The sequence below is a fragment of the Sphingomonas sp. PP-CE-1G-424 genome (genome assembly GCF_004341085.1).
Classification (GTDB): Bacteria; Pseudomonadota; Alphaproteobacteria; order Sphingomonadales; family Sphingomonadaceae; genus Sphingomonas.
Window position 1 is genome coordinate 1 of sequence record NZ_SLXW01000013.1, and the last position, 20,522, is coordinate 20,522.

Genomic DNA, 20,522 nt, shown 5'->3' on the forward strand with positions numbered 1-20,522 from the left:
CCCATAATCCCACTGAACGAATGACTACTACCGGGACTCCGAATTACTAACCCGAGCGTCCGGGTGTGGGCGTGAACGGCCCTGCCGTTTTTAAGCGCCGACTAGCCCCGCCAGTGTCGGAAAACACATGATAGCCGACACCCCTGACCTGGGCCTTCGCCGAACCACACGCGCCTCGGCCCATAACGATCGACAAACCCTGTCGCTTTGATAAAGTGTGCGACAACATGCTTTTGATGGTTTGTCGTACATGCTCGTCGGATATATGCGGGTATCGTCGGCTGACGATCGCCAAACGGTCGATCTCCAGCGGGACGCGCTAGTCGCAGCCGGCGTCGATCATCGGAATCTCCATACCGACAAGGCATCCGGCGCGCGCGACGATCGACCGGGCCTGAAAGCCTGCCTCGACTATCTGAACGCGGGCGACACGCTGATCGTGTGGAAGCTCGACCGGCTCGGGCGCTCGCTGCCGCACCTGCTGACGATCGTCACCGACCTGAAGGCGCGCGGCATCGCGTTCCGGTCGCTGACCGAGCAGATGGATACGACCACGCCGCACGGCGAGTTGCTGTTCTCGCTGTTCGGCGCATTGGCGCAATATGAGCGTGCGCTGACTCGCGAACGGGTGATGGCGGGACTGGCCGCTGCCAAACGCCGGGGACGCCAGGGCGGTCGCCCGCCGATGATCGACGCCGAAACGCTCGAGCGGATCACCGCCGCGCTGGATGGTGGGGCGAGCAAGGCGTCCGTCTGCCGGACCTTCAAGGTGCCGCGCTCGACCCTGCTCGGAACGCTGTCGCGGATCGGCTGGACCGCACCGGCCAAAGTCTGATTCGATGCCGCGTCGCGCCGTCCAGTCGGATGAGCAACGCGCGGCGTTGCTTGCGCTTCCCGACGACGAAACCCTGCTCGTCCAGCACTGGACATTGAGCCAGGACGATCTGGCTGTCATCGTGCGCCGGAGACGGCCGCATAACCGGCTCGGTTTCGCGATCTAGCTTTGCGCGCTGCGCTATCCCGGCCGCCTGCTTCGCCCCGGGGAACTGATTCCCGATACCCCGCTCGCATTCGTTGCCGAGCAATTGCAGGTCGAACCCGATGTGCTGGCCGACTACGCGACGCGCGGCCCGACCCGGTACGAACAGCTCGATGCGCTGCGCGACGCGTTCGGTTTCACGCCGCTCAGTCGGCCGCTGCGAACAACATTGCAGGAATGGCTCCTGCCGATCGCGCTAACGACCACCAGCGGGCCCCGGCTCGCGCGGGTGCTGCTGGATGAGTGCCGGCGACGGCGCATCATTGTGCCGGGCATCAGTTCCGTCGAGCGGATGGTCGCCCAGGCGTTGCTCGATGCCGAACGCCATGTTGCCGAGCATCTCACCCGAGGACTGGACGCCGGGCAACGCCAACTGCTCGACGCCCTTCTTTTGCCTCATGCCGGCACGAACCAGAGCGATCTGGCCTGGGTGCGGCAACCACCCGGCAAGCCGGGCCGCAAGACGTTTGCCGCCATCATCGAGCGATTGACACTGCTTCGAGCGATCGGGATCGATCCCGATATCGCCGCAGGCGTACATCCCGAACGCCTGCGACGCCTGTGCCAGGAGGGTGCGCGGCTGACCGCGCAGCACGTTCGGACGCTGCAAGCGACACGGCGTCGCGCCACATTGGTGGCGACCATACTTGAAACCATAGTGACGCTCACCGACGATGCGGTGCTGATGTTCGATCGCCTGCTGGGCCAGATGTTCCGGCGCGAGCAGAACAGCGCGGACACGGCGCTCAAGCGTGACCGACGTACCATCAACGGCAAAATCCGGTTGCTCGCCCGGCTCGGCGATGCCCTGCTTGCCGCCAGGGTGTCGGGTGGCGACATCGCCGCTGCGGTCGAAGCAACGATCGGATGGGACGATCTCGGCCGCGAGGTCGATGAAGCCCGCAAGCTGATCCGTCCCGATGCCGTCGATCCCGTCACGATCGCCGCCACCAATTACCCCGTCCTCAGACAGGTCGGTCCCTCGTTCGTCGCCTCGTTCACATTCGGGGCGGTGCCAGCCTGCCATGCGCTCGCGCGAGCGGTCGCGATCATGCGCGACCTTCATCTCGGCCGCCTACGAAAGATACCGACCGACGCGCCGGTCGGCTTCATCCGGCAGGCTTGGCGTCGGGGGATCGGCTCCGACATTCCGGATCGCAGGATCTATGAACTGTGCGTGCTGGTCGAGCTTCGCGACCGGCTTCGCGCTGGCGACATGTGGGTCGAGGGAAGCCGGCGATATCGTGCCGTCGAGCAGCAACTCATTTCCGGACGCGTATTCGCCACCATGCGCGCGGCTGGCCCATTGCCAATCCCGGCACCGGATACGGCCGGTGTCTGGCTGGCCGAACGACGCACCCGCCTTGCCCGTCGATTGGCCGAGGTCGAGCGAAAGGCGGAAACGGACGCGCTGGAAGACGTGCAACTCAGTCTCGGGAGGCTGCGGATTTCGCCGTTGAAGGCGGTCACGCCCGAGGAAGCCGATACCGCGCTTGCGCCACTCTATGCCCATCTACCCACGATCCGCATCACCGACCTCCTTGCCGAAGTCGATCGATGGACTGGGTTCAGCCAGTGCTTCACGCATCTGCAAAATGGGCTTGTCGCCGATGAACCACGCGCGATCCTGACAGCGGTACTCGCCGATGCCACCAACCTGGGCCACACGCGCATGGCGGAAGCCTGCAATTTTGTGACCCAGCGCCAGCTCGGCTGGCTCGCCTCATGGCATCTGCGCGAGGAGACCTACGGCCGCGCTCTCGCCCGGCTGGTCGATGCCCAGCACACCGCACCGCTCGCCGCCCTGTTCGGGTCCGGCACCTCATCCAGCTCGGACGGTCAGAACTTCCCGCTCGACCGACGCGCCCAGGCAACCGGCGCGGTCAATCCGCACAAGGGGACGGAGCCGGCCATCTCCTTCTACAGTCATATCTCGGATCGCTACGCGCCGTTCCATTCCACCGTTATCTCGGCTTCCGCGAGCGAGGCGGCGCAAGTGCTCGACGGGCTGCTCCACCACGGCGCCGATCTGCACATCGAAGAGCATCACGTCGATGGCGGGGGCGTCTCCGACCATGTGTTCGCGCTATGCCATCTGCTCGGATTCCGGTTCGCGCCGCGCATCCCAAACATCGCCGCACGCCGCTTGCACTTGTTCGACGGCATCGAACCCGGCCCCGATATCGCGCCGCTGGTTGCGGGCAGGATAGACGAAGGTCTGATCGCCGCGCACTGGGACGACGTGTTGCGATTGGGAACCTCGATCCGCACCGGCGTCGTCAGCGCATCGATCATGCTCGAACGGCTCGGCGCCTACCCGCGCGCCAACGGCTTGGCACTGGCATTGCGCGAGATCGGTCGCGTCGAACGCACGCTGTTCACGCTCGACTGGATCGAACAGCCCGAACAGCGTCGCCGCGCCACCCGCGAACTCAATAAGGGAGAAGCAGAAAATGCACTGAAACGCGCCATTTTCTTCCACCGCATCGGCCGTATCCGCGATCACGCGCTGCAAGCCCAGAGCCATCGTGCGAGCGCGCTTAATCTCGTCGCCGGTGCCATAGTCCTGTGGAACACGACCTACTTGCAAGCCGCCCGGATGCATCTCGCCAACCTTGGCCGACCGGTCCCGCCGGACTTGCTCCAACACCTATCGCCGCTCGGCTGGCAGCACATCAACCTCACCGGGGATTACCTCTGGACCGATCCCGATGCGCCGTCCACCGCGCTCAGGCCGCTCCGCCTCATGCGCGCCGTCGAAGGTCTGGCAAAACCTTAGCGTATATCTGGGTCCGTTCTATGTACCGACCCCAAACCGGATCGTACCCGAAAGCACGAACCGTCACCGGCTCATCCCCCGATCCCGGTCGCGCCCACGATCGAGCGACGACGACAGCGCATCGCCGATCGACCGCTCGCTTTCCTGCTTCAGCGCCAGGTCGGGTGCATGGCGACGCAGTGCGGATTCGAGCTGCGGGTCACGGTGCAGCCCGCCCGCCGCCTTCTCCATCCGCTCGCGCAACCGCTCGGCACCGGCACTGTCGCCGGCCCGCTCCATGCCTGCCCGCGCCTGCTGCATTTTCTGCCAGCCTTCCACGAACCGCTCGGCACGCGCGTCCGGGTCTAGCCGCACACGCTTCTCGTCGGCCATCGCGCGTGCCGCGCCAACTGTATTGCCGCCCGACACCTGCTCGATAAGCTTCGGATCACGCGCAAGCGCCGATGCAAGGTCGCGCGCGGCATGGGGACGGGTCGCGTCCAGCCTCTCGCCAGCCTTCTGCAAAGCGCTCTCCTGATGCGGCAGCACGGGCAGACCCTTGTTGCGCATCCGGCCGATATCGCCCGCGGCACGTGCATAGCGTTCGATCGCCTTGGCCTGAGAGACGTCCAAGGTGGTGTTAATCGGACCCCCCTGGCTGCGATCACGGGCGGTGTTAATCGGACCCCCCTGCCCGTGATCGCGGGCAGTGTTAATCGCCCCCTCTTTCGCGACAGCCGGCTTTGGCCGGAAACCGGCAAACATGCCCTTGGCCTTGTCGCGCACCTTCTCGACCATCTGGCGTGCGAGTTCCGGGAACCGGATCTCGCGCCGATCGGCGAACGCCCGCGCCTGATCCTGCTCGGGCTTAGCGTAATCGCCCGCCATGTCCTTGCCGCGTTCGCGCGACAGAGCGCGAACAAGCTGGCGCTGGTCGGTGAAGTCGTCGCGGCCATAGTGAAGCTGCACGTCGTCGCGGTGCCGCGACATGCCGACATAGGCGCTGTGGCGGTCCATGCCCGGAGTGGCGAGGACATGGGCGCGATCGACCGTCACGCCTTGGGATTTGTGGAACGTCGCCGCATAGCCGTGATCGACATGGGCATAATCCTTGGTGTCGAACGCGACCCCGCGCCCGTCATCGAGGCGCACCGCCATGCCCTCGGGCGATACCCGCTCGATCGTCGCCAGCGTGCCGTTCTTGACCCCCATGCCGCGCTCGTTGCGAAGGAACATGATGCGGTCGCCGGTCGCGAACTGCCGCTCGCCGCGCTCGGCCTTCACCGTCACGTCATCGCCAAGGTCGCCGCTCGCGCGCAACCGGTCGCGCGCCTCGCCATTGAGGCTCTGCACCTCGGCGTTGGTGTGGGTGAGGATGATGCGGCTCTTGCCCGGCTCGGTCTGGCGCGCGCGATCCCAACCATCGACCAGCGCGCCCCGCGCCGCCTCGCGCGTGTCGGCCGCGTGGACCGTGCCCTTGCCGTCATAGGCGTGGATCGCCTCGCCGGTGCGCCCGGTCGCCAGCGCACGTGTGGCGTCGCGCTGCCAGTCCTCGCGCTGCCGGCGTATCTCGGTGATCTCGGCCGCGCCGTGCCGCTCGGTGACGCTGCGGAACGCCGCGCCCGCCTCGATCGCCTGCAACTGCTCAGGATCGCCGACCATCACGACCTTGGCCCCAGCATCGCGTGCCTGGGACAGCACCCGCTCCATCTGGCGCGAGCCGATCATGCCAGCCTCGTCCACTACCAGCACGTCCTTGGGGCCTAGCTGCTCGCGGCCCTGCCCCCATGCGTGTTCCAGGCTAGCGATGGTGCGGGACTGGATGCCCGATCCGCCCTCAAGGTTCTCGGCCGCAATGCCCGACAACGCCGCGCCGCGAACCGTGTAACCCTGCCCCTCCCATGCCTCGCGCGCCACGCCAAGCATCGCCGACTTGCCGCTGCCGGCATAGCCGACGACGGACGCCAGCCCCGCGTCGCCGGTCACATGATCGAAGGCGTCGCGCTGCTCGCCCGACAGGACAAGGCCACGCCCCTCGGCCGCGCCGATCGCGACGTCACGATGCCGATCGGCGACGCCATGCTCGCCCCGGCCCGCCAGATCGTCGCCGGCACGCTCAAGCCGGTTCTCCACCGCAATCATGTCGCGCGACGTGAACCGCTCCTGGTCGCGTCCATCCTTCCCCAATGCGACCAGCTCAGGGCTGGCGCGCACCGCCCCCATCACCTGGTCGAACTGCTCCTTGCCGTCGCTGTGCCGGAACGCGAACGTCGCAAGGTCACGGACGGTGAACGTGGCCTGCTGCCGCGTGAGGGCGTCCAGCGCGACATTGGGATCGGCGATGATCTTCTCGCCGTTCTCACGAGCGATGCGCGTGTGATCCTCGATCCGCTCCGCCTCAAGCCCCTGCTCCGGACGACGCGATGCGGCCGGGCCGATCTTGTGCTGCGGCTCCAGCCCGATCCCCTGCGCCTCGTAACTGCGGTGGTCGATGCGACCCTCAATCCCCAGCTCGGCCATGCGCTCGTTAACGTGAGCGCTCCACGCCTCGCGCCAGTCCTTCAAAAGCTCGGTCGAGTTCCAGTCGCGGTTCTTCTTCCCGAACCCCTCCAGCCCCACGTCGCGCATCGCAAGCATGACATGCGCGTGCGGCTTGGGCGTGCCGTCCTTCGCCTTGTCCCAATGCACGTTCAGATCAGCGACCATCCCGCGATCGACAAACTGCTTCTTCACGAAATCGCGTGCGAGCTGGACGCCCTGCTTCTCGTTCATCTCACGCGGAATCGAGAACTCCACCTCACGGGCAAGCTGCGCGTCCTTGCGCTTCTCGCCTGCCTCAACCTCGTTCCACAGCGTCGTGCGATCGTTTAAACGCTCTGGTGCGCCCTCCGGCAACATCACCTCGGAGTGAATCACGCCCGCCTTGTTGCTGAAGTCGTGATCGCGGTTCAACCGATCGTCGTGCAGCTCAGATGCGGAACGATAGGCGGCGCTCGCGACGGCGCTCGATCCGTTTGCGCGGCTCACAACTTTGGCGGAGAAATGATAGATCGCCATGACGCTCCGCACACTGCCCTACTTAGCGCACGTCGGCAACGACGTATAAGCGCGCACTCCCGATCTGCTGCGCATCTCCTGATTGACTTGGTGCCTGTGTTTGCCCTTTCCTGCTTTACCCTCATGCCGGGTGCGTTAAAGTGGTGGCATCAAGATGCGGAAGTGAGGCGATGCCGACATTAGGTTCACTGACGATGACCAGTGCGATCTACCTCGCTGCGGCACTTGCTGAAATCGCCGGCTGCTTTGCTTTCTGGGCATGGATGAAGCTTGGGCGATCGGCGTGGTGGATTGCGCCGGGGACGGTCTCGCTGGCGCTATTCGCCTTCTTGTTGACCCGCGTCGATTCTGATGCGGCCGGGCGGGCGTATGCTGCCTATGGCGGCGTCTATATCCTCTCGTCTTTGTTGTGGCTGTGGCTGGTTGAGCATCGTGCGCCCGATCGGTGGGATATGATCGGTGCAACCATGTGCATCGTTGGGGCGGGTGTAATCCTGCTCGCGCCGCGATCCGCTTTGTGAGGAAAAAGGTATGAGGAAGGTTCGCGATTACGATGCTGAGCTAAAGGCGCTGAACGACAAGGCCCGCTCGCTCAAGGCGAAGCGGGTTGAACAGCTAGGCCAGCTCGTCGCTGCCACTGGTGCCGATGCGCTTGATGCGGAAACCCTAGCCGGCGTGCTGCTCGATGCGATCGGATCAAAGGACGCCAGCGCGAAGGAGGCATGGCGCGCAAAGGGCGCGGCCTTCTTTCAACGGCGCGGGCGCAAAGGTGGCGGCGCTGCTGCGATCGACGGATCGGGCGCTGCGACTGAATCGGGCGGCGACGCTGCGGGCGGAAGCGGCGGAACGGCGAACGGATAGCAGGGGCTGGGTCGTGCAACGTCGCGAACGAACACGCCACCTGATTGAGCTAGGCGGCCTCGTCCAAAAAGCGGGCCTGGTCGAGCTGACCGACGACGATCGTGCCACCCTTTACGGCGCGCTGCTCGATCTTGCCGGGCGTGGTCGTCACGACGATTCTGGCGACATACTGGCGCTATGGAAAAGACGCGGAAAACGCGCGTTCGACGCAGAGGCGGAAGGGAGCGAGGCGCAATGAGCGATTTCGATATCGAGACGATCCGCTGCCAGGTCCGCGCGATGGATTTCGTGCGCGGCACGCCAACGGAAATCGCGATGTGGCACGAAGACATGGCGGACTCGCGCGCCAACCTGGTCATCGAGGACATGATCCCGACGCCTAACGACGATGCGTTTTTCACAATGATGCTGGATGAGGGTGTACCCCCTCCCCTCGTCTCGCAAATCCTGCTTCGGCTGCTCGATCATCCCGACGCCGATCGGTCTCTGCCGATCACGCCGATGGCGGCGCACTGATGCCCAGGCGACGGATCAGCCCGCTTCTCGCCGTCTTCGTCGCCTTTGTGGTGCTGATGGCGAGCAATGCCTGGCTCAAGAGCATCTTCGGTTATGGCGAGATAGCGACCGACATTCCGTTCCTGCTGGCCGGCGCGATCCTGTTCCTGGCGTGGCGCTTCAACCGGCGTGCCGCCAACCAGCGCAATGATCTGCTCGGCTCCGCCCGTTTTGGCGACCGTGCTGACGTGCGGAAGCTGGAAGCGAACGGGGATCTTCTGATCGGCCGCTCGGCGAGGTCGGGGAAGCTGCTGCACTACGACGGCGCGGCGCATTTGCTGACGATGGCACCCACCCGCTCAGGTAAGGGTGTCGGTACGATTATCCCCAACCTGCTGCTGCTCGATCGCTCGGTGATCTGCATCGACCCCAAGGGCGAGAACGCTCGCGTCACCGCCCGTGCGCGTGCCGCCAAGGGCAAGGTCTGGTGCCTCGATCCGTTCGGCGTGTCGGGTCAGCCCCCTGCCCGCTACAATCCGCTCGACCGGCTCGATCCCGCCAGCCTCGATCTCGCGGAAGATGCCAACACCCTCGCCGACGCGCTGGTGCATGACGCGCCGGGACAATCGGGCGAAGCGCACTGGAACGAGGAAGCCAAGGCGCTGATCGCCGGGCTGATTCTGCACACCGTCGTCCACGAACCCGCCGATCGCCGCGTGCTGGCAACGATACGCGACAAGCTGACGCTCGCCCCTGCTGGCTTCGCCGCGTTGCTGGCCGATATGCAGGACAGCGCCGGGGCCGGTGGCCTGATAGCGCGCGCGGCCAACCGCCAGCTCGGCAAGTCCGATCGCGAAGCCGCTGGCGTGCTATCCTCGGCGCAGCGCCACACCCACTTTCTTGACAGCCCGCGCATTGTCGCCAGCACCGCCGCGTCCGATTTCACCTTCGCGGGATTGAAGGACACAACCGCCACCGTGTTCCTGTGCCTGCCGCCTGATCGGCTCGATACCTATGCCCGATGGCTGCGGCTGCTGGTGAGCCAGGCCGTCACCGACATGGCGCGCTCCACCGCCCGCCCTGCCCGGCCCGTGCTGTTCCTGCTCGATGAGTTCGCCGCGCTCGGCCGCCTTGAACCGGTCGAGCGCGCGATGGGGCTGATGGCGGGCTACGGCCTTCAGCTCTGGCCGATCCTTCAGGACATGCATCAGCTCAAAGCCACCTATGGCGAACGCGCCGGCACGTTCATGTCCAACGCCGGCGTGATCCAGACGTTCGGGGTCAACGATCATGCGACCGCCGACATGCTCTCGCGCACGATCGGCGACACGACGATCGAATACGATACCGTCAGCACGTCACGCGGTACGGGCTGGGGCGAAAATCGCGCCGGGCCTTCGGAGAGCGTCAGCGGGCACGTTTCGGCCCGCCGGCTCGCCACGCCAGACGAAATCATGCGGATGCGGCCCGATCAACTCCTGCTGCTGCGCCAGGGTGAACACCCGCTCGCGGTCGAGAAAATCCGTTATTACGATCAACGCGAGTTCGTCGGCCTGTTTGATCCGGCCTGATTCAAGCCCGGTGGGGCCAATCGCGGCGCTCAACGCCCCGAACAGCCTGAAAGCCTGCTCCCTGCGCTCACAACGCCTCTAAGCGACTATAGCGAGCGGTTCCATCGCCACTTGCCTCACTTCTTTCTCGCCTAGCTAGCGGCGCTTGCGCCGCTTCTGTGACGCCGAAGGCGGCACGAAAGGAAAGAGCATCGGCCGTTAGGCCGATTCCATAAGCCGTCCTTTGGTTCGTCGAACGGTGCAGTGACATTAAGTGATTCTGTTAAATAGGAATCTTAAAAAGGTTAAGGGTCAAAAAGACCCTAGTTTCTGCCCTGTTTTCAGTACCTTACCGATATAGGCGGTGGGTGAAACCCCGTGATTCGGTGTGTGAAACCCCGATAGTGCGGTGGGTGATCCCCCGACGAAAAGGTGTGTGAAACCCCGACTCTGGCATGGCTTGAACGGCTCTTCCGTGCCAGTTATCCACAGCGCGAACGCTGCATGACGCTGGCCGGAGCTTGCCCGACTCTGCCCGGCAAACCAGCAGGTGTGTGAAACCCCGATAGTTGTGGGCTTTGGTGGGTGAAACCCCGATAGTTAGCGACGGCCGGCCAGCCGGTCCATTCGGGCGTCCACCTCTTCCGTACGCCGACGATCGGCGTCAAGGCGGGCTCGCCGCTCCTCCTCCACGCGCATCTTCTCGGCCAGTGCTAATGCTTCGGCCTCACCGCGGAGCCTGAACAGCACAGCCGGGCTTTTGTCGGTCGTTTCAGCTGCGTCCATCGTATAATCAGGCAGCTGGTCAGCCTCGATCACGCGCCGAAGCATCCGATTGAACTCTTTGGGCTGGGCATCACTGCCTGTCTTGTCGCGAAGCACCTCGACCCGGCACAACCACCCCCCGCGCTGCGTGCCTGCATGTTTGCGCGCGATGCGATACAGCGCCCGCTCTAAACCTCCGGACAGGAGGAAATAGTCAGGGTGCATGGTGAGCAACGACTTCTCGTTGACGATCCCCTCATAAACCCAATCCGAAAGGGTCAGCGTCATGCCCCGTGGCTGCTCGGTCTCGGCGTCGGTGTCGAAGGTCCAGCTATCGAGCCAGTTGAAGCCGGCCTTCTGCCGGCGCTTGGTCGCGCGGATTGAGGTGGTGATGGAGGTCGTCTGGAGCCTAAGCAGCGCCGCCTGCAACTCTTGATAATCCCTGCCGCCAGTGCCGCGTTTGATAGCTCGCAACAGGTCATAAGGCGTCGTGGTCAGCGTGCGCGGCAAGTCGTTCAAGCCCTGCTGCTTCATGCGATTAAGGGTAGATGCCGCCCATATCAGAATGTCGGCATCCCAAATCGTCGCCATTCCGTAGTCGGGGATCGCCTGCACGCGCACCCACGCCTCGCCATCGGGGCTGCGATACTCGATGGGCTTGAGGCGCTTGCGCTTCTGCAACGAGAAAAACGGACGCTCCATAACTTCCCGCTGGTCCTTGAGCGGGAGGTCCCCAAGCGCCGGGATGAACAGGTCGAACTCGGGATTGGGATCACGCCGCTTGCTCACGGGGCGAACCTAGTGTGGCCCCGCTTGACCAAATACTGGCGGAGCAAGCGCTCGGTGATGACGGTGAGGGGTTCCCCGCCCTCCTCCACGCTGAGCTGGCGAAGCGCGCGGTGCATGTCCTCGGGAATGTGGATCAGCACCGGCTTCTTGCCCGGGTGGCTGCTGCGCCGTTCCGGCGCTGGCGATGCTGGCGTGTCGGCCGAACGCCGCGATCGGCGTGGCGCTGCCGCCCGCTGCGGCTCGGGTGCTGACTGAGGAGCGAGAGCGGGATTCGGCGCTAGTTCCTCGACCTCCTCATCGAAGATGCCGGCAAGCGCGGAAGGCTTCTTCGCCATTATGCCGCCTCGCTTACTGGCTTAGTCGTAAAGCCGCTTAGTCGCTTAGCTTCGTCATAGGCTGCGCGCAGTTCTGCCGCCGCCTTGCTGTCCGGTTCCGTTTCCGCTGCGGTACGTCCAAGCGGCGTCGCCTTGTAGAAGTCCTTGCGGAAGTGAAGGCGGCTGTCGAACATCGTCACGCCCTTGGCCGCGAACCCGGCATGGGCCTCCTGCCCCTCCCCGCCCTGGTGCGGAACCTGGGTCAGAATGACGGCGAAGGGAGTGCCGGCCTGCTGCACTTGCTTGACGGTCTGCAACACCGAATGAACGTCCAGCCCGCGCGGCGCGACGGGGATGATGACGAAATCTGCCTGCTCGGCCGCAAGCATCGCAATATCTTTGGAGTTCGCCGGCGTGTCGATGATGATAAGGTCGATCTTGCCGCTACCGCGTCCGCGCGAGACGTGAAGCGGCAGGCCGGCGACGCTGCTGTCCTTCACCGTCACGTCGTCGTCGTCGCGACGCTCCGACCAGTAGAGCGCTGATCCCTGACGATCGTCGGCATCCAAGATCACGACTGACGCGCCTTCGCGCGCGGCTTCGACGGCAAACCCTGTAGAAAGGGTGGTCTTGGATTGACCGCCTTTTTGCGCGATCACGGCCCATACTTTCATCGCTGCTACCCCTACTAATCGGCTGAGCTACTTATGCCGCTTAACCGCTTAGTCGTAAATAGCATTAATCGCTTAGCCTAACCTCACTAACTTGGCCCCTCGATCGGTCATAGCGGGGCGTCTGAAGTTCCAGCATGCATATGATATTGACCCTACATCCCCAAGGTACGCGCTTAGGTTTGAACATCTGCGTTGGCGGCTTTTGGCTGGCATAGCACCGCCGGTATCACGCACGACACTCTCTCCTCGCGAGGCGCTTGAAACAGCGTACACACTTCATCGCGTGACGTACCGCGCGACCGATCGGCGATGAGATTTCCTTGATATGGTCTGGTGTTCTTGAACACCTTGAAACCCTTGTTTTCCTTAATTTCCTTGATGACCTTGATGGGTGCGTTTTGACATGCTAAGGCCGCATTATGTTAGACTCGGGAACTGTAGCTATGGACGACAGTGAGGCCGAAAAGCGGGTTCGTGGAAAGGGGCGGGGAAGCAACTTTTTCGCGCTCGGGCATGAGGTTAAGGATCAGCTCTGGTCGATGCCGACGACCAATCGGCTTAATCTGGTGATCGCTTATCTTGTTCTCTTGGCCGGCACGGGTAGCGATCATCGCCTCACTAAATGGTCAGCTAAGGCGTGTGAGGAATATACGGGGCTGGGGAAGCCGCGGGCCAAGCACGCTATAGGCGAGCTCGTGGCCTCGGGTCTCGTCAAGCGCACTGACGCTTCCTCACGAATGATGCCGCAATACGAACTGCCGCCACTGGCAATTGACGCAGAGCCAGTCTTTCTACCGGTTGCTCTAGTTACAGGCTTATCGGGCGAAGCCTCCATGCTCCGACGCGTTCGCGAGACTGGCGACGCAATGGCACTTAGGATGCTGATCGATCTTTACGGGCTGATCTCTCTCGATGCTACTCACGGCATACCGCTCGAACACCTCCGAGGCGGCCTTAGTCAAAACGATGAGCCTAACGCGCGGAAGCTGGCTGACGTTGGCGCGCATGGCGTATGGGGTATTACGCGGGGCAGCTATCGCGGTGGAGGTGGAGAGTGGGCGTCTTTCCACCGCGCGAAGGCCAAGGACAGTTCCGTTGCCTGGAAGCCGTTCTGGGAAAGGCTCGATCTGCTTAAGCAAATCGGAGCAGTCTGGTATGAGCCCTGGCTATTTGACAGCGCCGCGACCGATGCCGAACCTATCATTCCGCTCGATCCGTCCGGTTATTACCCGGTTGCGGAACCAGACGACGAAGCCCGGCTAACACGATCGGCGCTGGATGCGGCGCGAACGCTAGTTGGTGAGGAACGCGAGTATCTGTTTGAGCGTGCCGACTTCTACGTTCCCCTGACGTTGCATCGGCAAACGCCAGCTTATCGAGAGGTTGCTCGACTGCGGGTTGAAGCGGACACACCTGGTCGTCGGCTGTCGTGGAAGAGGCGGCGCATCATCATCGAACAATATCAGCAAGCATTCGACCAGCTCCGTCACGATGCTCTAGAGGGGCGGTTTGATCGGCCAATGCGACTCGGTTCTACGCTGGAACCTGCACTGTGATCCAGGTAGCGGTCGATGCTGCCGGCTTCGCTGGCGCGTGCGGCGGGATTGCCGCGATCATCGGCGCGACTGCTACGCTCGTTTGGGCATGCCGGCGTGATCCCAAGAGCGGCGAGCGAACCATTGCGCGTTTGCCGCCACCTGCTGAGTAGATCCGTGCCAGGGCAAATTACGCGGTCTCAAGAGAGGTAGGTTGAGGACCCACATTAACGCAAGCGCGATGAAATCGCTTAATCGCTTAATCGCTTAATCGCTTAGCACTAATGATATTACTGAATCAAAGTGGTTTCTGCTTTCGTTTCGCTCCCGGCTGACTCATAGAATGGTATGCCAATCGCGCGCGAACATCGCTGGCTATATCCGATCGATTGGCGCGAGTTGTCCGCCCTTATTCGCTTCGGTCGCGCCAAGGGTCGCTGCGAGCATTGTCAGCGTCCGCACGGTTGCGACGTGCTACATCTCGGCAACGGCGTGTGGTGGGACGAAGATGCGCGCCGTTGGCGGGATGGGCAGGGCAGGAGAGTTCGCCGCCTAGCCAGTCCTGCGGACCTTGCCTTAGTGCAACCGGGGTTCGTCGGCATCGCTCCGCCTAGCGCACTACATGTTACGCGCGTAATCCTCGCCAGCGCGCATCTGAACCATGATCCTGGCGACAACAGGCCGCACAATCTCGCCGCGCTTTGTCAGCGGTGCCACATGCGTCATGATGCGAGCGAACATCGCCGACGCCGCTGGCTCAATGCCTTTCGCCTGCGTGCGATCGGTGACCTATTCGCCTGATCAAGATTTCGCCCGCGGGGCTCGATTTCAAGATAGGTGGGCAAAACAGACAACGCGACGGTATGATCAGGGACTTCGCTCTCACTAAGGCTTCCGCAACCTGTCCACGTCATGGTCTGCTTAGAAGCCCACATCCGGCATTCTCCCGATGCCAGGTTGAATATCGCGAGAAGGTCCACTAGTTAGATCGTATAAAGCGAATTGAAATTAGCGATTTGAGAGGTGGGAAGCGCCGCCCCACACACCAGACTCTTTGGGGTAAGGTAGAGGCTTCGGCCGAGAGATCACGGTTGGCAACGTGCTCAAATCGCTTTGGGGAGGGCTCACGCTCTCCCCTTTTTCGTTATAACGCCACCACACGACCCGCCTTCACGCGACTGGTGAACTGATACGCCTTTAAGCCATAAGCGCTCTTTACCTGATAGGTGCCGCCGGGTGACAAGCTGAAGCCGATCGCAACCATCGCAAAAGAGCCGACTGCTGTTTGCAGCGCGTCCAGCAAGTAAAAAGCGTGCGGGTGCTTGGGGTCTTGGCCGATGAACGCTGGATTGGCGATTAGACCAGGAAGGGCGGCCATTATGTCCGCGTACTCCAATGGATGATCGATCGCGATATGAGCATGCGCTGCTTTGCTCACCGTGACCGAGCCGGGCACGAGGTTAGTTCCCAGCCGGGCGTTGATGCGTCCGACAGGCAGCGGCCCAAGCGTTAAACCAGGGTAGTGGGGTGGAGCTGCGGCCATGCCTTAGCTTGCCTGCATGCTCAGCAAAACTGCGTCGGCCGTTTCCTGACGCGCTCTATAATCGCGTAACACGCGCTGCACTGTCGAGCGCGATACGCGGAACAGGCTCGCGAGCTGGGCGGGGGAGCCCTGGCCGGATTCCACCTTGGCGATGATCTCAGCGCGCTGCGGCCCTGTTAGGCTTGGCCGGCGTCCAAGGCGCCGCCCGGCGCTGCGCGCGTGCGCCAGCCCGTTCATGGTCCGCTCGCGGATCATGGCGCGCTCGAACTCGGCGAACGCGCCAAGCATCTGCGTCATCAGCCGGCCGGGTGCGGTGGTGGTGTCAATCGCCTCGGTCAGCGACCGGAAACCCGCACCGGCTGCGGTGATCGCTTCCAGCGTGAACAAAAGGTCGCGGAGGGATCGGGACAGCCGGTCGAGTTTCCACACCACCAGTACGTCGCCGGCCTCCAACGCACCGATCGCGCGCGCCAGCTCGCGGCGGTCGGCCTGCCCACCCGATGCCTCCTCGCTATAGATCGCATCGCACCCAGCATCGCGGAGCGCGCGAAGCTGCGGGTCTATGTCCTGGGAGTCACCTCGGGACACGCGGGCATAGCCGATTTCCATGCATTTATTCTGGCACGGGGTTGTGACACCTGCAAACCCTTGAAAACGCTAGGGCAGGGTGGCGGTGTCAAAACCGTTCGGTTTTGACACAAAGCTTCCTCGAAAACGATGGTCTTTTGGGAACGATAGATCTTTCCCAAAAGCCGTTTTCACACGAGAAGGGAGAACACTAGAACCGCTTGCGAACGCCCACAGGCGGTAGAGCGCGGCACGCTAAGCGCCGCGCTCGATCGGATTATTCAGCGAGGCTTTCGATAATTGGGCACTCCGGGCGATCATCGCCGTGACAGCGCTCAACCAAGTCGATCAGCGCCAATTGCATAGCTTTCAACGCGCGCGCCTTGCGGCCCAGCTCGGCAGCGCGCGCTTTCGCCAGCGCCTTAACTTCGGCGCTCGACCGATCCCGATCCGACCACAAGCCGAGTAGCGTGCGGATCTCCTCGATTGGAAACCCAAGGTCTCGCGCGTTGGCGATGAACCGCAGCCGATGAATGTCCACTTCCGAATAATCCCGGTAGCTCCCGCGCCGGAGCGGTGCGGGCACAAGGTCGATCTTCTCGTAGTGGCGGATCATGCGTTGCGAGACGCCGCTGGCCTCCGACGCCGCCCCGATGTTCATAGTTTCACCGTGTTCAGACGCAGCGCGTTGAGCACGACGGTGAAGGAAGAGAGGGCCATCGCAGCGCCAGCCAGCATTGGTGACAGAAGGATGCCGGCAACGGGGTAGAGCACGCCGGCCGCGACGGGCACGCCGACCCCGTTGAACAGGAATGAGAAGAACAGGTTCTGCCGAATGTTCCGCATCGTCGCACGGGCGAGCTTGCGCGCGCGCACGATCGCCGAAAGATCGCCGCGTGTGAGCGTCATGCCCGCGCTTTCTATCGCTACGTCGGTTCCCGTCCCCATCGCGAGCCCAACGTCGGCAGCGGCCAGCGCCGGGGCGTCGTTGATACCGTCGCCGGCCATTGCAACCTTGGCACCATCAGCTTTCAATTCGCCGATGATCCGCGCCTTATCTTCCGGTCGCAGATCGGCGCGTACATCGTCCAGGCCGCCCACGGCGCGCGCAACCGCATCGGCCGTCCCGCGATTGTCGCCCGTCAGCATGATAACGCGCAGACCTTCCTTGCGAAGAGCCGCGATGGCGTCGCGCGCCGAAGGGCGCACCGGGTCAGCAACCGCGAGCAAGCCCGCGAGTGCGCCGTCGATCGCGATCAGGATGACGCCGGCTCCCTCGCTCCGATGGCGATCGGCCGAAGCGTCGAGTGACTGGGGATCGGCACCGACCCGGCTCATTTGTGCGGCATTGCCGATCACCACCGATCGGCCGCCAACCGTGGCACTGACACCCATGCCGGTCTGCGAAGCGAAGTCTGCGACCGTGGCGAGTTGCAATCCGCGTTCCTTGGCGGCGACGACGATCGCGTGGGCTAGCGGGTGTTCGGACTGTCCTTCGACAGCCGCAGCGAGCGCGAGCATGTCGTTCTCTCCAACGGTGCCGGTTGCCTCGATCGCGACCAGCGACGGCTTGCCTTCCGTTAGCGTGCCCGTCTTGTCGATGACCAGCGTATCGACCTTATCGAGTGCCTGTAGGCTTTCGGCATTCTTGACGAGCACGCCGGCCTGCGCGCCGCGGCCGGTGCCAACCATAATCGACATAGGGGTCGCGAGCCCGAGCGCGCACGGGCAGGCGATCACCAGCACGGCGATCGCATTAAGAAGGGCGTGACCCATGCGTGGCTCGGGACCGACCAGCGACCACACCACGAAGGTCGCGACCGAGATCAGCACGACCAAAGGTACGAACCAGCCCGATACCCGGTCGGCGACCGCCTGGATCGGGGCACGGCTGCGCTGCGCTTCCGCGACCATGCGGACGATGCGCGCCAGCATCGTGTCCGAACCGACCGCGCCGGCTTCCATAACGAGGCTGCCCGTGCCGTTCACCGTCCCCCCCGTGACTGCGGCATCGACTTCCTTGAGGACGGGGGCCGGCTCGCCGGTGAGCATGGATTCATCGACCGAGGAGCGACCCTCGACCACCACGCCATCGACCGGGATCGCATCGCCGGGGCGGACCCGCAACCGATCTCCGGTTGCCACGTCGGCAAGGCTGACTTCTTCCTCTGACCCGTCAGACCGCAACCGTCGCGCTGTCTTGGGAGCGAGGTCCATGAGGGCGCGTATCGCGCGGCCAGTCGCCGCTCTGGCGCGCAATTCGAGAACCTGTCCGAGCAACACCAGTGTCACGACGACGCCGGCAGCTTCGTAATAGACTGGGACCATGCCCCCGTGCATCCGGAACGTCGCAGGGAAGATGCTGGGCGCGAGTGTTGCGACCAGGCTGTAGAGGAATGCCGCACCGACGCCGATCGCGATCAGCGTGAACATATTCAGATGGCGGGTGCGAAGCGACATCCACCCCCGCTCGAAAAACGGCCATCCCGCCCACAGCACAATTGGCGCAGTGAGTGCGAGTTGGACCCAAGGCGAAGCGGTAGGGCTAACAACATGGAGCCCAAACATCTCGGCGAACATCGAAACAATGAGCAGCGGAACGGTGAGCGCTCCTGCTACCCACAAACGCCGGGTGAAATCGACTAGTTCTGGATTGGGACCGTCATCGAGCGACGGCTCTTCCGGTTCGAGGGCCATGCCGCAAATGGGGCACGTTCCCGGCCCTTCCCGACGAATCTCAGGGTGCATGGGGCACGTCCACATCGCTCCCGGGGTTGCCACCGGCTCGGGCTTTGGCTTGGCCCCAAGGTAGGCATCAGGGTCAGCGACGAACTTGGTTCGACACCCTGCACTACAGAAATGATACTCGTGCCCGGCATGCTCGGCATGGTGCGCTGTTTTTGCCAGATCAACGGTCATGCCGCATACCGGGTCGGTCACTGTGGCAGAAGGTTCTCCGCCCGCTTTCCCTGAGCAGCATCCTTCCTTGGCAGCTTGTGGAACAGCCGGAGATTTGGAGGACGAGCAGCAGGACGCGCCCGCCTCGCGCTCGATCGCAGCAGCTTTATCAGCTTGCTTGTTCGAGCACCCGCAGCCCCCGGCCAAATGGGCGTGGAAATCAGGGTCGTTCATAGAAAAACTCCTTCAACCCGAGAGCATGTAGGGTCTGACACCGTGTCAGGGTCAAGCCCCCCTTCCAACGACTCACGGCACCTAATTAAATTACGTCGCAAAGCTCGATTGCCCTCAAACCAATAGCTACATGGCCGACGCAGGGGGTTCGAGCGTGCCGAGCCAACCTACCAGCACGAGGATCGCGACCACGCACGAAGCCTCGACTGCAAGACTTGTTCGCAAGGTTCGCAGCGCGCCTTTATAATCGCCTGCTGACACCGATCGTTCGAATGCCGGTGTAAAGCGGAAGCGGTTAAGCGAAGCGAGTCCGAGCATCCCACCCAACAGCACAAGCTTGGCGATCAAGAGCCTGCCGTAGACCGTCGTGCCGAGGGTCGGGAGATTGCCAAGGCCAACCAACAGCCAAGCGTTGATGAGGCCGGTGATGACGATCGTACCGACGACAATCGTGCCGGTCAGACCGAACCCGTGCAGCGCTCGATAGGTCAGTGCGAGGTGGGCGGCATCGGTGCGCCGCGCTGGTCGTGTCACCAGCAGCCCAAGCCCGAGCAGCGCTCCCACCCACGCACCAGCGCTCAGGAGATGGAGGATATCGGCCGCCAGATGCACCCACCCGGTCGCGCCTTCGTCCATCGCCCCGTGCCCCGTCCAGGCGAGCGTTGCGAGAGCGACGCCGGAAAAGATGGCGACCAAGCCAAGCGGCATCGTGTGCCGCGCCGCTATTAGGGCAGCGATAGACGCCACCAAGAGCGCGATCATGCGTACTTTCCATGCCGTGCCCGTTGCGGAGTCAGAGAGCAGCATTCCGACTGCTTCCCGATCGATCGGCCACGGAGGTGCACCTGCCATCGCGGCTGCGAGCAGCGCGACCGCTATGCCGGAGAATAGCAGGGCGAGAAGCCCGGTCCCGAACAGCCAAGGGCGGAAGGCAAGCGCGTTGCCGCGCTCACCGACCTTCAACCCGTAGAGGCCGAATGCCGAGAGGCCGAACAGCCCGCTCAGCGTCACGTAAAGCGCGAAGCGAACCGCGATCAGCGGCCAGTCGGCTTCCACCTTACTTCACCGTGAAGGCGTAGTTTCCGGTGATGCGGTGTGTGTCGGTCGAGACCACATGCCAGGCAAGCTTATAGCTACCCGCGCCGAGCGGCGACTTGGGCGTGACGACGAGGGTGCGACCGTCCGAGCCGACAGTTGCGGTCCCGACGACTTTCATTGGTGCGTGCGTCATGCCGCCATGCCCGGTCATCATCAGATCCGCACCGGAAAACTTGGGCATCAGCTTCTCGCTGAAGCGCAGTGTGACATTGGCGGGCTTCGCGACCATCGCATTCGGTGCCGGGGATGCGGATACGAGTTTGGGATGGGCCTGGGCGGCTCCGGCAAGGCCGAGAAGGACGACAGCGGTAGGAAGGAAGACGCGACGCATGGGAATACTCCGAT

Annotated in this window: 17 protein-coding genes and 1 pseudogene; 8 read left to right on the plus strand and 10 right to left on the minus strand. The window is 63.4% G+C overall.

Going from position 1 to position 20,522, the window contains the following annotated elements; translation table 11 throughout:
• The first annotated feature begins 250 nt into the window (after positions 1-250).
• Together C8J43_RS20430 and C8J43_RS20435 are read left to right on the plus strand one after the other, a co-directional pair.
• Complete coding sequence (locus C8J43_RS20430) at positions 251-835, plus strand: recombinase family protein (RefSeq protein WP_037535053.1); 585 nt, start codon at positions 251-253, stop codon at positions 833-835.
• A gap of 4 nt (positions 836-839) precedes the next feature.
• A pseudogene (locus tag C8J43_RS20435) lies at positions 840-3,818 on the plus strand (Tn3 family transposase).
• Positions 3,819-3,881: 63 nt separating this feature from the next.
• On the opposite strand, the gene traA reads toward C8J43_RS20435, so the two are convergent.
• Complete coding sequence (gene traA, locus C8J43_RS20440) at positions 3,882-6,854, minus strand: Ti-type conjugative transfer relaxase TraA (RefSeq protein WP_056677703.1); 2,973 nt, start codon at positions 6,852-6,854, stop codon at positions 3,882-3,884.
• Positions 6,855-7,048: 194 nt separating this feature from the next.
• Between traA and C8J43_RS20445 the strand changes: the two genes are divergently transcribed.
• From C8J43_RS20445 to C8J43_RS20465, 5 genes are read left to right on the plus strand one after another with little or no spacing between them, the layout of a single operon-like run.
• On the plus strand, positions 7,049-7,375 hold the full coding sequence (locus tag C8J43_RS20445) for a YnfA family protein (RefSeq protein ID WP_133032460.1): 327 nt from the start codon (positions 7,049-7,051) through the stop codon (positions 7,373-7,375).
• A gap of 10 nt (positions 7,376-7,385) precedes the next feature.
• The gene (locus C8J43_RS20450; protein WP_133032461.1) at positions 7,386-7,715 is read left to right on the plus strand and encodes a conjugal transfer protein TraD; all 330 of its coding nucleotides are present in this window, start codon (positions 7,386-7,388) and stop codon (positions 7,713-7,715) included.
• Between the two features lie 13 nt (positions 7,716-7,728).
• Positions 7,729-7,953, plus strand: coding sequence for a conjugal transfer protein TraD (locus C8J43_RS20455; protein WP_133032462.1), 225 nt, complete (start codon positions 7,729-7,731; stop codon positions 7,951-7,953).
• Positions 7,950-8,231 carry a hypothetical protein gene (locus C8J43_RS20460; RefSeq protein WP_133032463.1) on the plus strand — a complete coding sequence of 94 codons (282 nt, stop codon included), beginning with the start codon at positions 7,950-7,952 and terminating at the stop codon, positions 8,229-8,231. Before C8J43_RS20455 ends, C8J43_RS20460 begins: the two co-directional genes overlap by 4 nt.
• Positions 8,231-9,781: a type IV secretory system conjugative DNA transfer family protein gene (locus C8J43_RS20465; protein ID WP_207893472.1), complete on the plus strand. Its 1,551-nt coding sequence runs from the start codon at positions 8,231-8,233 to the stop codon at positions 9,779-9,781. Before C8J43_RS20460 ends, C8J43_RS20465 begins: the two co-directional genes overlap by 1 nt.
• Positions 9,782-10,360: 579 nt before the next feature.
• Here C8J43_RS20465 and C8J43_RS20470 read toward each other — a convergent pair.
• Genes C8J43_RS20470 through C8J43_RS20480 form a run of 3 tightly spaced genes read right to left on the minus strand, consistent with a single transcriptional unit; the run spans position 10,361 to position 12,302 of the window.
• On the minus strand, positions 10,361-11,314 hold the full coding sequence (locus C8J43_RS20470; RefSeq protein WP_056421025.1) for a replication initiator protein A: 954 nt from the start codon (positions 11,312-11,314) through the stop codon (positions 10,361-10,363).
• Positions 11,311-11,649 carry a hypothetical protein gene (locus C8J43_RS20475; RefSeq protein ID WP_056421022.1) on the minus strand — a complete coding sequence of 113 codons (339 nt, stop codon included), beginning with the start codon at positions 11,647-11,649 and terminating at the stop codon, positions 11,311-11,313. The genes C8J43_RS20470 and C8J43_RS20475 overlap by 4 nt, the downstream gene beginning before the upstream one ends.
• Positions 11,649-12,302 carry a ParA family protein gene (locus tag C8J43_RS20480; RefSeq protein WP_056421020.1) on the minus strand — a complete coding sequence of 218 codons (654 nt, stop codon included), beginning with the start codon at positions 12,300-12,302 and terminating at the stop codon, positions 11,649-11,651. Before C8J43_RS20480 ends, C8J43_RS20475 begins: the two co-directional genes overlap by 1 nt.
• Positions 12,303-12,745: 443 nt before the next feature.
• Between C8J43_RS20480 and C8J43_RS20485 the strand changes: the two genes are divergently transcribed.
• The gene (locus C8J43_RS20485; RefSeq protein WP_056421017.1) at positions 12,746-13,858 is read left to right on the plus strand and encodes a hypothetical protein; all 1,113 of its coding nucleotides are present in this window, start codon (positions 12,746-12,748) and stop codon (positions 13,856-13,858) included.
• 1,123 nt (positions 13,859-14,981) lie between these two features.
• Here C8J43_RS20485 and C8J43_RS20495 read toward each other — a convergent pair.
• The 6 genes from C8J43_RS20495 to copC all read right to left on the minus strand — a co-directional run bounded on the left by C8J43_RS20495 (position 14,982) and on the right by copC (position 20,508).
• Positions 14,982-15,380, minus strand: a complete 399-nt coding sequence (locus C8J43_RS20495) for a hypothetical protein (protein WP_133032464.1) — start codon at positions 15,378-15,380, stop codon at positions 14,982-14,984.
• A 3-nt stretch (positions 15,381-15,383) separates the two neighbouring features.
• Entirely contained in the window at positions 15,384-15,989 is a 606-nt protein-coding gene (locus C8J43_RS20500; RefSeq protein ID WP_056421012.1) for a recombinase family protein, read from the minus strand.
• Positions 15,990-16,224: 235 nt separating this feature from the next.
• Complete coding sequence (locus tag C8J43_RS20505; protein ID WP_055763348.1) at positions 16,225-16,608, minus strand: MerR family DNA-binding protein; 384 nt, start codon at positions 16,606-16,608, stop codon at positions 16,225-16,227.
• Entirely contained in the window at positions 16,605-18,887 is a 2,283-nt protein-coding gene (locus tag C8J43_RS20510) for a heavy metal translocating P-type ATPase (protein ID WP_200909707.1), read from the minus strand. The genes C8J43_RS20505 and C8J43_RS20510 overlap by 4 nt, the downstream gene beginning before the upstream one ends.
• A 318-nt stretch (positions 18,888-19,205) precedes the next feature.
• Positions 19,206-20,135, minus strand: coding sequence for a copper homeostasis membrane protein CopD (gene copD / locus C8J43_RS20515; protein WP_133032465.1), 930 nt, complete (start codon positions 20,133-20,135; stop codon positions 19,206-19,208).
• 1 nt (position 20,136) lies between these two features.
• Entirely contained in the window at positions 20,137-20,508 is a 372-nt protein-coding gene (copC, locus tag C8J43_RS20520; protein ID WP_055763339.1) for a copper homeostasis periplasmic binding protein CopC, read from the minus strand.
• Positions 20,509-20,522 lie beyond the last annotated feature (14 nt).

Coding starts and splice junctions, on each gene's coding strand:
- C8J43_RS20475 (WP_056421022.1), bottom strand. CDS start 11,649: ATGGCGAAGAAGCCTTCCGCGCTTGCCGGCATCTTCGATGAGGAGGTC.
- C8J43_RS20430 (WP_037535053.1), top strand. CDS start 251: ATGCTCGTCGGATATATGCGGGTATCGTCGGCTGACGATCGCCAAACG.
- C8J43_RS20445 (WP_133032460.1), top strand. CDS start 7,049: ATGACCAGTGCGATCTACCTCGCTGCGGCACTTGCTGAAATCGCCGGC.
- C8J43_RS20465 (WP_207893472.1), top strand. CDS start 8,231: ATGCCCAGGCGACGGATCAGCCCGCTTCTCGCCGTCTTCGTCGCCTTT.
- C8J43_RS20500 (WP_056421012.1), bottom strand. CDS start 15,989: ATGGAAATCGGCTATGCCCGCGTGTCCCGAGGTGACTCCCAGGACATA.
- C8J43_RS20495 (WP_133032464.1), bottom strand. CDS start 15,380: ATGGCCGCAGCTCCACCCCACTACCCTGGTTTAACGCTTGGGCCGCTG.
- C8J43_RS20505 (WP_055763348.1), bottom strand. CDS start 16,608: ATGAACATCGGGGCGGCGTCGGAGGCCAGCGGCGTCTCGCAACGCATG.
- copC (WP_055763339.1), bottom strand. CDS start 20,508: ATGCGTCGCGTCTTCCTTCCTACCGCTGTCGTCCTTCTCGGCCTTGCC.
- C8J43_RS20485 (WP_056421017.1), top strand. CDS start 12,746: ATGGACGACAGTGAGGCCGAAAAGCGGGTTCGTGGAAAGGGGCGGGGA.
- traA (WP_056677703.1), bottom strand. CDS start 6,854: ATGGCGATCTATCATTTCTCCGCCAAAGTTGTGAGCCGCGCAAACGGA.
- C8J43_RS20450 (WP_133032461.1), top strand. CDS start 7,386: ATGAGGAAGGTTCGCGATTACGATGCTGAGCTAAAGGCGCTGAACGAC.
- C8J43_RS20480 (WP_056421020.1), bottom strand. CDS start 12,302: ATGAAAGTATGGGCCGTGATCGCGCAAAAAGGCGGTCAATCCAAGACC.
- C8J43_RS20460 (WP_133032463.1), top strand. CDS start 7,950: ATGAGCGATTTCGATATCGAGACGATCCGCTGCCAGGTCCGCGCGATG.